At 42.3% G+C, this 14,280-nt stretch carries 12 protein-coding genes; 3 read left to right on the forward strand and 9 right to left on the reverse strand.

Annotation, left to right across the window (positions count from 1 at the left end; genetic code table 11):
- Positions 1–12: 12 nt before the first annotated feature.
- The 5 genes from GLW00_RS17690 to GLW00_RS17710 form a co-directional block, all read right to left on the reverse strand.
- Entirely contained in the window at positions 13–3,057 is a 3,045-nt protein-coding gene (locus GLW00_RS17690; protein WP_237417555.1) for a DNA translocase FtsK, read from the reverse strand.
- 153 nt (positions 3,058–3,210) lie between these two features.
- The gene (ytpR, locus tag GLW00_RS17695; protein WP_160916311.1) at positions 3,211–3,816 is read right to left on the reverse strand and encodes a YtpR family tRNA-binding protein; all 606 of its coding nucleotides are present in this window, start codon (positions 3,814–3,816) and stop codon (positions 3,211–3,213) included.
- A gap of 3 nt (positions 3,817–3,819) precedes the next feature.
- Positions 3,820–4,638 (reverse strand): DUF1444 domain-containing protein, encoded by an 819-nt coding sequence (locus GLW00_RS17700; protein WP_160916313.1) that lies wholly within the window; start codon positions 4,636–4,638, stop codon positions 3,820–3,822.
- 916 nt (positions 4,639–5,554) lie between these two features.
- A complete protein-coding gene (locus GLW00_RS17705) occupies positions 5,555–5,872 on the reverse strand; it encodes a thioredoxin family protein (RefSeq protein WP_160916315.1) in 318 nt (105 codons plus the stop codon).
- A gap of 34 nt (positions 5,873–5,906) precedes the next feature.
- A complete protein-coding gene (locus GLW00_RS17710; RefSeq protein ID WP_160916317.1) occupies positions 5,907–6,935 on the reverse strand; it encodes a PTS sugar transporter subunit IIC in 1,029 nt (342 codons plus the stop codon).
- A gap of 191 nt (positions 6,936–7,126) precedes the next feature.
- On the opposite strand from GLW00_RS17710, the gene GLW00_RS17715 reads away from it, so the two are divergent.
- Positions 7,127–9,244: a methyl-accepting chemotaxis protein gene (locus tag GLW00_RS17715; protein WP_160916319.1), complete on the forward strand. Its 2,118-nt coding sequence runs from the start codon at positions 7,127–7,129 to the stop codon at positions 9,242–9,244.
- A 91-nt stretch (positions 9,245–9,335) separates the two neighbouring features.
- On the forward strand, positions 9,336–9,776 hold the full coding sequence (locus tag GLW00_RS17720) for a YtoQ family protein (protein ID WP_160916321.1): 441 nt from the start codon (positions 9,336–9,338) through the stop codon (positions 9,774–9,776).
- A gap of 606 nt (positions 9,777–10,382) precedes the next feature.
- Here the strand turns inward: GLW00_RS17720 and GLW00_RS17725 are convergent.
- Together GLW00_RS17725 and GLW00_RS17730 are read right to left on the reverse strand one after the other, a co-directional pair.
- Positions 10,383–10,883, reverse strand: a complete 501-nt coding sequence (locus GLW00_RS17725; RefSeq protein ID WP_160916351.1) for a DUF84 family protein — start codon at positions 10,881–10,883, stop codon at positions 10,383–10,385.
- 147 nt (positions 10,884–11,030) lie between these two features.
- Positions 11,031–12,098 carry a M42 family metallopeptidase gene (locus GLW00_RS17730; protein ID WP_160916323.1) on the reverse strand — a complete coding sequence of 356 codons (1,068 nt, stop codon included), beginning with the start codon at positions 12,096–12,098 and terminating at the stop codon, positions 11,031–11,033.
- A gap of 151 nt (positions 12,099–12,249) precedes the next feature.
- On the opposite strand from GLW00_RS17730, the gene GLW00_RS17735 reads away from it, so the two are divergent.
- Positions 12,250–12,567 carry a PepSY domain-containing protein gene (locus GLW00_RS17735; protein ID WP_075034533.1) on the forward strand — a complete coding sequence of 106 codons (318 nt, stop codon included), beginning with the start codon at positions 12,250–12,252 and terminating at the stop codon, positions 12,565–12,567.
- 36 nt (positions 12,568–12,603) lie between these two features.
- Here the strand turns inward: GLW00_RS17735 and GLW00_RS17740 are convergent, their stop codons facing one another.
- Positions 12,604–13,458, reverse strand: coding sequence for a YtnP family quorum-quenching lactonase (locus GLW00_RS17740; protein WP_160916325.1), 855 nt, complete (start codon positions 13,456–13,458; stop codon positions 12,604–12,606).
- Between the two features lie 69 nt (positions 13,459–13,527).
- Positions 13,528–14,172, reverse strand: coding sequence for a tRNA (guanosine(46)-N7)-methyltransferase TrmB (trmB, locus tag GLW00_RS17745; protein WP_160916327.1), 645 nt, complete (start codon positions 14,170–14,172; stop codon positions 13,528–13,530).
- Positions 14,173–14,280 lie beyond the last annotated feature (108 nt).

Below are 14,280 nucleotides of genomic sequence, written 5' to 3' on the forward strand. Positions count from 1 at the left end.
GAAATGATGGATTTACTCCATCATTTCCTCGATTTGCTGCCTCGTTAATAAAATGTCTCTCGGTTTGCTTCCTTTTTGTTCAGAAATGATTCCATAAGCTTCCATCTGGTCAATCAATCTGGCTGCACGGTTATAACCTACTTTGAATCGGCGCTGAATAAGTGATGCACTTGCACCATTCTGCTCGACCACAAAGTCTACAGCTTCATCAAAGATCTCATCCGTTTCTTCTTCTGTTGAAACCTGCTTCATCAATTCTTCTTGGTGAAAAAGATATTGAGGTGGAGCGATTTTCTTAACATGGTGGGTCACTCTTTCAATCTCATCATCAGAGACGAAAGCTCCCTGGATACGAACAGGCTGGCCTGAACCATTCTCAACAAACAGCATATCCCCTCTGCCAAGGAGTTTCTCAGCCCCTCCTGAATCAATGATGGTTCTGGAATCTACTTGTGATGACACACTAAAAGCAATTCTAGTCGGTATATTCGCTTTGATTAACCCGGTGATAACATCCACAGACGGACGCTGCGTTGCCAGGAGCAAGTGAATTCCACATGCTCGTGCTTTTTGTGCAATCCGGCAGATGGCATCTTCAACATCTTGCGGGGAAACCATCATTAAGTCAGCGAGTTCATCAATGACAATGACCAAATAAGGGAGTTTCTCTGCTTCTCTCTGCTGCTTCTTCATTTTTTCGTTATAACGCTCAACGTCCCTTACGCCTTCTTCTACGAATTTCTCATACCGTTCTTCCATTTCTTTCACAGCCCACTTCAATGCTGTAGTAGCAGCTTTGACATCTGTAATGACCGGGGACACAAGGTGTGGAAGGTCATTATATGGTGCAAGTTCAACCATTTTTGGATCGATAAGCAAAAACTTCACATCTTCATGGTGTGCTTTGTATAAAAGGCTGATCAAGATAGTGTTGATACATACACTTTTTCCTGAGCCTGTCGCCCCCGCAATTAACCCGTGAGGCATTTTCTTCAGATTTGTAACAATAGAATCTCCACCGATATCCAGACCTAAACCAACAGTCAGAGGAGAATCGTCCTTTTGGAAAGCATCGGATTCAAAGATCTCCTGCAAACCGACCATCATGGATTGTTTATTAGGAATTTCGATTCCCACGGCTTGTTTTCCTGGAATCGGCGCCTCAATTCTAATGTCTCTCGCAGCCATACTAAGCTTGATATCATCCGACAGGTTTGTGATCTTGCTCACCTTGACCCCTGGTTCCGGCTGCACTTCAAATCTTGTTACTGTCGGCCCCTTCATTGCGTTAACAACCTTAGCACGCACATGGAAATGTCGGAGGGTCGTTTCAAGAAGTTCCATCTGTTCTGTTATCCAGCTATCATCGAGAGACGTCGGTCGAACGGGATCTTCAAGCAAGTGTAAAGGCGTTTGATACTCCACTCTTTCTCTTTTTTCTTCTTTGACACCCTTAGCTGAAGATTCATCTACTCTAGGCTCGGGCTTCTCAGGCCGTATGTTATGTTTTTTCTCATGATCGCGATTCCTTTTATCACGCGGAGTCATAAGGACGTTGAAAGGCACACGGCGTTTTTGTCCCTCTTTCTCATTGGAACGCTCATACGAATGTGAAGTCGCTTTACTTTTCGTTTCGTCCTGAGGCAGAGGTTCTTCTTCCTTATTAGGTTTTTCCACTTCTGCTTCTTGATACATTTCCGTTTTTCCTTCGGAATGACGATTCGGGCTCGAGGCATCGTCTCCATCTTCTTCTGGCTGCTCTTGAGTCATTTCGGACACCTTATGTTCTGCTTCTTCTTCAGTGAGCCTTTCTTTTTCCTTATGGAAGAGGGAAGGTTCCTCCTGAGTAAGAGCATCCGCGTCCTCATTGTTCAAATGTTCGCTTTCTAACTCTGTTCGATCATCCTCCTGGCTCATTTCAGAGTCTGAATCATCCCGTTCTACGTCTTCGTTTTGTTCCATAGTCAAGCCGGATTCTATCTGCTCTTCCATTATGGAAAATGTAGAGTCTTCTTTGTTTTCATTAAATTCAGGGAGTTCCCTCTGTGTTTCCTCATATTCTGTCTCTGCACGCGTTGTTATTTCCTTCGTTTCTTGCTCACCATCAGAACCTTCCGACCTCGTATGCTCTTCTTCTTTATACTCGCTCACTTCTGACCTTTCTAATGAATCTTCTTCTCCTCTTCGAATGGCCTCTTGAAGAGACTCTGAAAGATTCTCCTGGTCACTCTTATCGCCTTCGATCTCCTGGTGTTCTTTACCCTTTTCTGTTCCTAAAGATGTATCACCTGTGACCGTTTCCCCTTTACTGTCGTCTTCCATAGATAGGGTTTCATCGTGATGGTCTTCTTCTGCTTCCACCAGTTCATCATCAGCGAATGTGAGCCCTTTGTATTCTTTGGATTGATTCGGTCCCCCATTTTCTTCGTACTCACTTCTGCTTTCTTCCTTTGTGACCTCAGGTAAGCTGGTTTCTTTAGTGGCCGCTTCTTCCCGATTAAAAATATTCGGCAGATCGGAAGCTGGTTTCGGTCTAGAGTTTTCTTCATCGACACGTGCCCTCATTCGTTTCCGTAATTCCTGCCATTGTTTTTCATCATTGGAATCAGTAAAAAATTCCGGCTGTGATTGTTGTTCCTCTACGGCATATTCTAATCTTTCCAAGCCTTTGGTAAGTTGTCGTGCCTGGTATCCGTATATAGGGGAAGGAACATCAGTAGGCGTGAAAGGGATCGATGATGTTTCCGGTAACTCCTCAACCCCTTTTTCTTCTTTTCTAGGTCTTTTCTTCCTTTGGGGAATCCTCTCCACAGGTTCCTGTTGTTCAACGTTTTTCTTGCGTCGAGGACGTTGATAACTTTCATCTTCATTCTGAGCTTTCCCTGGCGCATCCGGAATGACAGGAAAACGAAATTCCCCTTGCTTCGGATAACGGTAAGTCATTTTTGTTTTAGCGTTTACATCATTTCTTTCCTCTATATTATGTAGCGTCTCCTGGTCATTTTTTTCTTCTGTATCCAACCATTTTTTCATTTTATTTCTTAAGTCTTTCCACATTACGTTCACTCTCTTTTCAATTTTTAAATCACTTATAGGATTATCCCTATTTTAACAGGTTTGTGGCATTGGTTGGTTTACAATACCTTTAAAAATGACTTTTGAATCAAAAAAAGCAAAGCAGCTGGGCTACTTTGCTTATCTCTATCCTGATTAAACTTCAAAAGACTGCCCAATAACAGCATCTTCGTCAAGAACGAGGATTCCTTTTTCGTTTGGTGCATCTGGGAGGTTCAACTCTTTTGCAGAGCAGATCATTCCCGATGAAGGAACGCCTCTCAATTCTGCATCTTTGATTTTCATTCCACCAGGCATCACCGCTCCTACTTTAGCAACAACGACTTTTTGCCCCTGATCGATGTTCGGAGCACCACAGACAATCTGCAACGTTTCATCTCCGACATCTACCTGGCAAACACTTAATTTGTCAGCATTCTCATGTCCTGATTTTTCCTTCACATATCCAACGACGAACTTCGGACTTAAATCAAAGTCAAGCACATCGTCGAGCTGATTTTTCGTGAAGAGGTCTTTGATCGGGGCTAGCATTTCTTCGGTCAAACGCATTTTCCCCTGACTTTCGATATTAAAATACTTGGAGGCATTGAAAATGTTATAGCCGAGCAAAGAACCGTCTTTACTATTGGTTATTTTCACTACATCGCCATAAGCTTCCTGTTTAAATGTGTCACGGTCTCCATCTTTGATTGGAATAATCAGGACATCTCCGATTCCTTGCTTATTGTAAAATACATCCATGTTCTACTCTTCCTTTCGATCCTTATTCGGTTTCTTCTGAGCAAGAATGAAAATCGGTTCCAGCTGTTTATCCTCATATAAAAACGACAAGGAAGTAACAGGTACCGTTCCTTCTGCAAAGAATTTCATAGCCATCTGAGCTAATATATCATATCCTTCTGAATTTTGGACATCTGCAAAGATAATAACATCCTGATGAGGAATGCTGATGGCTAGCTCTCCTTTACACTCAGCTTTGAGCTTTTCAAGAAGAGCCTCATTCAGGATACGACTTGCATCATAACCATCCCTTATTGAATGGAAATAGAAGTCATTTCCGTACACGGTGTCTTTTTTCATCTCAACAGGAAGAGATCGCACATTAAATCCAGCCACTTCCTTAATTCTGTCTAAAGACCAACCCTCGTCTTCCAGCATTCTCTCATCAATTAATTGATAAGATTTGCCTAAGTCCAAAGCATAATAAATCCGTGTTTCTGCTGTATGGTCGACATAGACCAACTTTTTCCCCTGCTCGGTTTCCGTCGGAAATGAAGCGGCTCGTATAACAGGAAAAATATGCTGTTCTTTACCTGTCAGCTTATGATCTTCATTCATAACTCGAAGAGCTTCTTTCACATGGTCTTCCAGCTCATCAATGGCTTCTTCCCCGCGCGATTCATACTTCGAAATCACATTCGGCAATGTAATCGTAATCCCTTTCCCGGAGTGACTCCACTCGACACGGAAGGTATCTTTATCTCTATTGAATGTCGTTTTCCATTGATCATTCGCTAGACGTTCTTCAAGTTTTTTCTTCATCTTAATGCTTGTCATTTTCATCTTTTTTCCTCCTTTATTATGGGAAGAAAGAATTTGTTTACTATTTTCGTTTCTTCTAACTACATCGTTTTCTATTATACACATTTCCCCCTCCATAACAAAAGTACAACGCTATTCAACTAACTGGCAGGTTTCTTGAAGACTCAGTTTCGAGATGTTCTTTGAGTGGATGGGGGCTGCGGGGAATAACTCGCTTTCCGCGGGAGCGCGATGAGCCTCCTCAGGCTGACGCCTTCCGGGGTCTCACCTAGCACTCTTTTCCCGCAGGAGTCTCGCCATTCCCCTCCGCCCACTTACCAAGGAAGATTCTCGAAACCACTACTTAAAAAATCACTTGTATGGTTATTAGAAGTGAATGATATAAACTCTACCCCAATTGACGTTTAGCTTAGGCAAATGCTTGATACAAGGCACTTTATGCCCGCCTAGGGGAGAAAAATTGGAACCTTCCTTATACAGGTGTTCTAATCATCCACTTCCCTCAACCATTCAAGCTGACCCTTTTAGAAGTGGTTTCGAGACACTTATAAGGTCAAGGGGCGGAGGGAAACGGTGAGACTCCTATCCTTTAGTGTGGAGGTGCCTTGGTCAGCGGCGTATGGACTGGACTGAGCTGGCGGAGATAAAGGAAACACGGAGAGCGTAGCGATTCGATGTTGACTTATCGTACAGAAGCGAGGGAAGTCTCACTAGCCGCTAGGCGCCGGAACCGGATAACAAAAGGACGTGTGGGACAGGTGAGACCCCGGAAGGCGTAGCCTGAGGAGGCTCACCGCCCGCCCCATGGAAAGCGAACCTTTTCCCGTAGCCCCTATGCTCTTATATACACCTCGAAACTGAGTCTTCAACTAAAGGGAGCTTTAGTGAACAAATGAAAGTGAATGAAAAAAAGGCCGCGCTTTGGCGCGGCCTTTTTTTATTGGTCAAGTTTGTTAATGAATTCCTCGATTTGTTCTTTTGTTTTTCGGTCCTTACTGACAAAGCGACCGACTTCTTCTCCATCCTTGAAAGCGAGAAAACTAGGAATACCGAACACATCGTTTTCTGCACAGATGTGGATAAATTGATCCCGGTCGACATATACGAATTTCCATGTTTTATACTTCTCCTCCAATTCTGGAAGGAATGGTTCAATCACTCTGCAATCTGGACACCAGTCGGCAGAGAATAAGAAAATGACAGATTCATTATTTTGAAGTTCTTTCATCTGTTGATCTGATTCTAGTGTAATCATTTCTGGTCACCTCCAACGTTATTCTAGCACATGATTAATCGTATTGAATAATCATATCGCCTGGCTTGATCCATCCTTTTCTGCGGAACCATAGCGCCACAAGATAACTGATCAGGGCTGGTCCTATAAAATGAAAACTGACAATGATCCAGAAGATGTCCCATGAAAACCCCATAGACTCAAAAGTCATAATTTGGCCTACGAAACCGCTCGTTCCCATTCCGGAACCTGCGGCATTGTTTTCTACGCTTAACCAGACGGTTGCAATAGGGGCCAAGACAGCACCGGCTATCGTTGGAGGAAGAATAATCAGAGGTTTTTTCACCACATTCGCAACTTGTAGCATGGATGTCCCAATCCCCTGAGCTAGAGCCCCGCCAAATCCGTTATCTCTGTAACTAATGGTAGCAAAACCGATCATCTGCGCGGCACATCCTACGGTGGCTGCTCCTGCTGCAACACCATCTAAAGAGAGCATTAAAGCTATAGCCAGACTGGATATAGGTGCTGTTAAGGCAATCCCCATTAGTACAGCTACAAGTGCCCCCATAACCAATGGCTGTTGCTGCGTTGCCCAGTTAATGATGCTCCCTATCCCTGCCATAAAACGTCCAATCGGGGCGCCTATCGCTGCTGCTACACAATAACCTACAATAATCGTGACAAAAGGAGTCAGGATGATATCAATCTTAGTTTCTTTACTGACGATTTTCCCGAACTCAGTCGCTAATAAGGCTGCGATATAACTTCCGGCAGGGCCGCCCAGTTCTGCCCCGGCGGCCCCACTGAATAAGGCTGCAAAAATTACCAGCGGTGGTGCTTTAAGCCCATAAGAAATCGCAGCTCCAATGGCTCCCCCCCATATTTTAGAGTCCATTGCAAAAGTACCCATCTCAATGAACGATTCTGATAGAACGATTATATCTGTCTGTTCGCCAATTGTTTTAATAATTAATCCAATAATTAATGAAGAAAACAGACCCAATGCCATGTAGCTTAATGCGGTAACAAAATAAGCCTGAAAGGACAATTGGACTCCTTTTCTTTTTAAGAATGTAAGCATTTCTCAACCTCCTGAAGTGAACAAAACTATCATACACCCATTTCAAACAGGTGTAAATACACTTCCTGCGTATCAATATAAGCAAAAAGACCCCTTACGCTACTCATCACCCCTATTGTTTTACTAGATAAAAAGATCTATAATTAATCAGTATATAAAGAAATTTGTGAAATTTTAAAAGGAGGGGTCGAATGAAGTCGATTAGAGGCCGAATGCGTTTTCTGTTGATCGTAGCAGTTATTGGTATTGTTGCCATCTTTGTTTTTTCTACATATTTCTTTCAGGAACAAAAAGAGATGGCACAACGAACGAAAGAGGTTCAACAGTCACTCGCGGACAGCCAAAAAATCAATTATCTAATGTCTAAAACCTTAATTGAGCAACAAAAGTTTTTCAATAACCCAAGTGCTGAGCAAGGGGAGGAGACAGCAGCCGCTATCCAATCCGTTAAAGAAACAGCGATTAACTTTTCCAACGAGTATAAAAGTTATCCCCGTATCAACAGTCAATTCACGGAAATTACTAAGAAAGCTGTTCAATATCAAGAAGAATTAGGTCCTTTAGTTAATATGTATAAACTAGTAGGATTTACTGAGAATGAAGGACTACATAAACACATTCAAACATCTTATGAAAATTTCAACGATGTTATTGAGTCTGTGAACAGTGAACCATTGAAGAATTCCTTGCTTGCGATGAAAGTAAGCGAACGAAATTACATTAATGAACCGAACTCCGAGCAATTATCTGCATTTAAAACCAGTTCTCAAAATTTTAAAGATACAATTAAGACAATGGGTCTGGATGCTAACCAGTCTTCCACTTTAAGCCGGAACCTATTGAAATATGAACAGACCATCAACTCCATGGATAATACATTCACACAAGCCAGCTCCATCCGCACCTCCTTTGAAGGGATTGCGGCAGATGTCTCCAGTCAAGTGGATGATGTTATGTCAACCGCAAGTGAATTAAACGCATCCATGAGTAACGATCAGAAACAGCGACAACAATGGTTAACAACATTACTTGCAATAATCGGCGGACTTATTTTAATCGTGATCTTAACTACGGGTTTCTTCTTAATTCGGTCCATTAAAAAATCCATAAACAGCCTCAAGGAAAGTGCCACGCTTATTGGTGAAGGCGATTTGTCTCATCGTGTAGATTTGACTTCCAAAGATGAGATGGCTGAACTGGGTATGCAATTTAACCAGATGGCCGAGAGAATGGAACAATCTGTACGGAAAGTCCTTCAAGCTACGGGTGTCCTTAATACTTCATCTGAGAATCTCGCTTCCATTTCAGATCAAACGACAAATCAAGCAGAAGAAGTAAATGAAGCAATTAGTCAAGTAGCAGCTGGATCGCAGGATCAAGCTCAAAAAATTGATGAAACTCACCAATTCATCCAGCAAGTCTCAGAAGCTATCAACGATACAAAAAAAGCTTCTGGAACGATTCAATCCAAACTGATGGAAGCTGAATCGGAAGGACATGCCGGCTTACAAACGGTCGCTGATTTAGAAAAGACTTCCAGAGACTTTATCGACCTTGCTTCCCATATGACTGAAGAAGTGCAGAACGCTTCAAAAAAATCTGAAGAAGTAAATAAAGTGGTCACAACGATTGAAGGAATTGCAGATAGTACAAACCTCTTAGCCTTAAATGCCGCTATCGAATCAGCGAGGGCTGGTGAGTCAGGAAAGGGATTTGCCGTCGTTGCCGATGAAGTTAGAAAATTAGCAGAACGGTCGAAACAGGAAGCAGGAAGCATTCAAAACATGATTACAACCATGTCCACCCAAATGACCACTCTTTCTAATGAAGCAGAGAAGTTTAAACACTTTCAGTCTTCACAGGATAAAGCTGTCACTCAAACCAAAGATGCTTTCGAACGGATCGCCTCTTATGTACAATCGATGAATGAACAAATACGGGAAGTAAATGAAGCGGTTGAAGGTGTGGATCGTGTAAATGAGGAAGTGAAAGAAAGGTTGCAGAGCATTAGTATAATATCAGAAGAAGCTGTAGCTACAGCAGAGGAGGTTGCTGCCTCCAGTGAGAACCAATTACTATCAATTGAAAAAGTTCACCATTCAGCTACTGACCTTCAGGGACTTTCCCAGGAACTATCCGCTGAAATCAGCCAGTTCAACATCAATGAAAACACAAGTGATCATTTGGAAGAATTAGACGCTGATGAAACTTTCGAAGAAGCCGAATTCCAATTGGAAACCAACAACATCGAAGAACAGCCGAACAAGAAGATAGAGCCTGCCCATGAAGAGGAAAGGCTCTCATCATAACTAAAAAGAAGTCCAGCAAAAGCTCGTTTGCTGGACTTCTTTTTTTACATCTTCCATACTAAAGAAAAGGGAATTTCAAGGAGGATGAGCAATGGAATTAACTATTTATCTAGCAGGTCAAATTCATGATGATTGGCGAAACGAAATAAGAAAAAAAGCAGAAAAGGAAAAGTTACCTACCCGCTTTGTAAGTCCACAAGAGAATCATGCACTTTCTGATGATATCGGGGAGAAGATTTTAGGTGAACAGCCAAATAAGGTGTATCGTGATGAGGCTGCCTCCAGTGTAAATAATTTCAGAACACGTGTTTTACTCCAAAAATCTGATGCTGTTATTGCTTATTTCGGAGAGTCCTACAAACAGTGGAATACAGCGATGGATGCAGGTGCAGCCCTACAGGCTGGAAAACCTTTGATTTTAGTAAGACCTGAATCTCTTGTTCATCCACTCAAAGAATTATCCAACCAAGCTGATGTAACCGTCGAGACATTAGACCAGGCCCTTGACGTTCTTACCTACTTATATGAATAAACCTTAAATGAGTTATTAAAGTATATGGCAGGATTGTGTAAGACGCAGTTTCGAGACTTTTATTGAGTGGAGGGGGCTACGTGGAATAGCTCGCTTTCCGCGGGAGCGCGGTGAGCCTCCTCGGACTGCGTCCTGTGGGGTCTCACCAAGCACTTTTTTCCCGCAGGAGTCTCGCCATTCCCCTCCGCCCACTTACCAAAGAAGATACTCGAAACCACTCTTAAAAAAATACGCTCTTATGGTTATGAGAAGCGAATGATATAAAACTCTATCCCATTGACGTATAGCATACTCAATTGCTTGATACAACACACTATATGCCCGCCTTGGGTAGGAGAATTGAAACCTTACTAATGAATTTAAGCTGACCATTTTAGAAGTGGTTTCGAGACACTTATAAGATAAAGGGGCGGAGGGAAACGGTGAGACCCCGGAAGGCGTAGCATGAGGAGGCTCACCGCCCATCCCATGGAAAGCGAACCTTTTCCCGGAGCCCTAGAATCACACAAAAGTCTCGAAACCAAGTCTTCCACTAAAGGGAGCTTATATTCAATAAACTTTTGGACATAAGGAAAAGGATGCATCTAAAATAGATGCATCCTTTTCTTATTGATCATAGGTCCACTGCCCTTTTAGCAACTTCACTACATGGGTGAACATTTCTTCCCTGTGAATGGCGCCATTCGTAAAAACTCCGATGGCCCCTTCATTTTTTCTTACATCATGTTTATCCGTAAATTCATCCATGACTTCCCCTAGCTCTTTCCCCTTTTCCAACCCTGCTTTTATTTCATCAGGAAGGAGAATGCGAGCACCACTCGCAGTATAGACGTTTTCTTTACTGTCTACTAATGCTCCCCAATTACACAAGTAAAGGTCATCTTCTATCTCCATGACTCCACCCTCAAGTCCAATTCCTATATGGGCTTTATTTTGAGATGCACATTCCCTCGCGCGGTTAATTGCCCCTTCTAATGTCTCTTCATCAGAAAAGGGTTGGGCTGCAACTTTCGATTCTACTTCCATTCCAATGACTTCCATATTAGGGAAAACACTTTTTACGGATTCAATTTTCGTAGGGTTTTGGGATCCCACATAAATTTTCAGCATTGCGAGCACCTTTCTCCTTCTCTAGCCGTTTATTGCCATTATCTCTCTTGAATGAGGACTTCATACAAGATCAATGGGACCTGTTCACCAATTTTAGCATAAAGTCACGCCCTCTGAAATCAGCTGAGGGGACTTCCATTTCCTTTACACATTTCTTCTGATTTGGTCTACGGTACTCTGATCTGTTGTTTTTACAAGTTTGATTAAAAGTTCTTTGGCTGCCGCATAGTCATCCACATGAATAATGGATGAAGAGGTATGAATATAACGGGAACATACACCAACTACTGCGGATGGAACACCATCGTTTGCCATATGAACTCTCCCTGCATCTGTTCCTCCTTGAGAAACAAAATACTGATAAGGAATATCATGGGTTTCAGCAGTATCCAGAATGAATTCACGAATCCCTCTGTGTGTAACCATCGAACGATCTAGAATTCTCAGGAGAGCTCCTTTACCTAACTGACCAAACTCTTTTTTATCCCCGCTCATATCATTGGCAGGTGATGCATCTAACGCATAAAAAATGTCTGGCTCGATCATGTTAGCAGCAACCTGTGCCCCACGCAATCCTACTTCTTCTTGAACCGTAGCACCTGAGTACAGCTTGTTTGGAACCTTTTCTCCTTGCAGCTCTTTTAAAAGCTCGATGGAAAGACCGCAACCATAACGGTTATCCCAAGCTTTAGCGAGAACTTTCTTTTCATTAGCCATTGGAGTGAAAGGACAAATCGGTACGATCGGCTGACCTGGTTTTATCCCGATTTTCTTAGCATCGTCTTTGTCATCTGCACCGATGTCAATAAGCATATTCTTAATTTCCATAGGCTTTTTCCGTTGTTCTGGTGTCAAGTTATGTGGAGGGATCGATCCAATCACTCCTACTACAGGACCTTTTTCTGTCATGACCTGAACACGCTGTGCAAGCATAACCTGATTCCACCACCCGCCAAGGGTTTGGAAGCGGAGCATACCATTATCCGTAATCTGTGTAACCATGAAACCTACTTCATCCATATGACCTGCCACCATGACAGTAGGGCCTTTACCATCCTTCAACCCGAAAACGCCGCCCAGACGGTCTTGTACAATCTCATCCGAGTACTTTTCAAGTTCCTGTCTCATAAACTGTCGGACAAGATGTTCATTCCCAGGTGCGCCCGGGAGTTCTGTCAATGTTTTAAAAAGACTTTTCGTTTCTTGATTCATATGTACATCTCCTTTTTTTCCTTCTTTCCATAGTTTAACGGAATTTTGAAAACGTTTCTACAAATCAGCCATGTTTATAAGTTTTGATTTCCTTTTATCGGGAATATTTAGTATACTGAGGGTTAGAAATAAGTTGTGAGGTGATTGGTTAATGAACTGGAAAAAAGTCGCACTAGCAGCTGGTGTAGGAGCATTGGCAGGCTACGTAGTAAAAGAGCAATTAAGTAATGGTCAGGGCGTTACTCCTGAAAAAGCACTAAAAATTGCTAAAGAAGCTTTTAAAAAGCAAGGACCGATCAGTGGGTCCTGGATTTACATGAAGCCCGAAGAATTGAACAAAAACGGAATTAATTACGATGTGTACCGTGGCGGGATTTCTAAAAACCAGGACGGTGAAACATCTCAATTTGAATTTTACATCGATACGGAAACAGGAACAATCGTTGACGTTGCGGAAACGACAGCTTAAATCATACAAAAATACCCTCGGAGACGAGGGTATTTTTTATTGATAGTGATGTTCCTTTTCCTTAACCTTGTCCAGAATCTGTCCATCTTCATCAAACTTCAATGCTCTATAAATAGCATCATGGTAAAAAACATACCAGGCCCGGCGTTGATAACCATACTCCATCCACTGTTGTTTCTCATGCACAGAAGTTACAGGGTAATCATCGTACGCAAGGGCCCAGAGCGGATTTTGGTGAGCATGCGTTGGCATAAGATCTGCCAGGTGAATGAATACATCATCGCCATCTTCAAAAGTGATGATCGAATGTCCGTGACTATGACCACTTGTATGAATCATTTTTAAACCTGGCAGCACATCCAACGAATCTTTAAACGTATGTACCTTTCCTTGGACCGCTTCCCAATTCGTCTGCCAATACGTATTCTTTGATCTCATGTTCGGCTGGCGCATTTCATCCCATTCTACTTCGCTCGTATAAATGGTCGCGTTAGGAAAAGTAGGAACAAGCTGATCCTCCTCCCATCTCGTCATTCCACAAGCATGATCAAAATGCATATGAGTCATAAGCAATGCGTCAATTTCCTCCGGTTTGATATTCAGGCTATCTAAAGACCGCAGCACTGATGACTCTTCCCAAACCCCAAAATTCCGTTTTTGCTTATCCGTCATCTTTTCATTGCCTATTCCTGAATCGATCAGCATCTTCTTCCCATCAACCTCTAACAAAATAGGATCTGTTCGCAATTCAATTTGATTGTTTTCATTGACGGGATATTTTTTACTCCATAATGGTTTCGGCACTACTCCGAACATAGCTCCTCCATCCATGTGAGTCACCCCACCATTCAACCATGTCAATGAAGCACGTCCCACCTTAAGATTTTCCACCAGCAATCTCCTCCCATTAACAAAGATAGCTCTAGTTTATCATAATAACTAGAGCTAATGAAAACGTTATCATTCAGGGAAGCGTGCTGTACAACGGTAAATGGGTTGTCCTTTTGCAGAGAACTTTTCCTCATATTCCGTCTCCACATTTAAAGGGTCTTCGTCTGCATGAAGGTCAACGGATACATCTTCCAGAATCATACCGAAATTTGAAAAGCTGACAAGAGAATACTCAAAGAGACCTTTATTATCAGTCTTCAATGTAACCTCTCCTTCTTCTTTCAGCACGGCTTTATACTGTTCTAAGAACGTATGGAACGTTAACCTGCGTTTTTCATGTTTATTTTTAGGCCATGGATCAGAAAAGTTTAAGTAAATATGATCGACTTCGTTATCTTCAAACAAATCCCTTAGGTCTTTTGCATTTTCGTTGACCATACGGACATTGGTTGTATCAGCTGCAAGGACTTTCTTGACCGCCCCGACAATCACACTTTTCACGAATTCCAAGCCTACAAAGTTAATATCCTGATGCTGTTTTCCCATACCGGCAATAAATTGGCCTTTACCTGAACCTATTTCTAAATGTAAGGGCTGTTCCTGGTTATAGAAAAGCTCCTTCCATTTCCCTTTCATTTCAAACGGTTGTTGGACGACAACTTCATCATTTTCACTTAAAAAGTCATCAGCCCACGGTTTATTTCTTAAACGCATGTAATGGATTCCTCCTTCTTATCGATAAAATGGTACCACGAAGCTGATAAAAATAAAAATTTTTCTCGTTTTCCTTGGTAGAGGAGGAAAAACAGACCTAACTCGTTT

This window comes from Halobacillus litoralis, from assembly GCF_009856445.1.
In the GTDB taxonomy this organism is placed as follows: domain Bacteria; phylum Bacillota; class Bacilli; order Bacillales; family Halobacillaceae; genus Halobacillus; species Halobacillus litoralis.

Coding starts and splice junctions, on each gene's coding strand:
- GLW00_RS17710 (WP_160916317.1), bottom strand. CDS start 6,935: ATGCTTACATTCTTAAAAAGAAAAGGAGTCCAATTGTCCTTTCAGGCT.
- GLW00_RS17705 (WP_160916315.1), bottom strand. CDS start 5,872: ATGATTACACTAGAATCAGATCAACAGATGAAAGAACTTCAAAATAAT.
- GLW00_RS17735 (WP_075034533.1), top strand. CDS start 12,250: ATGAACTGGAAAAAAGTCGCACTAGCAGCTGGTGTAGGAGCATTGGCA.
- ytpR (WP_160916311.1), bottom strand. CDS start 3,816: ATGGATGTATTTTACAATAAGCAAGGAATCGGAGATGTCCTGATTATT.
- GLW00_RS17700 (WP_160916313.1), bottom strand. CDS start 4,638: ATGAAAATGACAAGCATTAAGATGAAGAAAAAACTTGAAGAACGTCTA.
- GLW00_RS17730 (WP_160916323.1), bottom strand. CDS start 12,098: ATGAATCAAGAAACGAAAAGTCTTTTTAAAACATTGACAGAACTCCCG.
- GLW00_RS17720 (WP_160916321.1), top strand. CDS start 9,336: ATGGAATTAACTATTTATCTAGCAGGTCAAATTCATGATGATTGGCGA.
- GLW00_RS17715 (WP_160916319.1), top strand. CDS start 7,127: ATGAAGTCGATTAGAGGCCGAATGCGTTTTCTGTTGATCGTAGCAGTT.
- GLW00_RS17690 (WP_237417555.1), bottom strand. CDS start 3,057: ATGTGGAAAGACTTAAGAAATAAAATGAAAAAATGGTTGGATACAGAA.
- trmB (WP_160916327.1), bottom strand. CDS start 14,172: ATGCGTTTAAGAAATAAACCGTGGGCTGATGACTTTTTAAGTGAAAAT.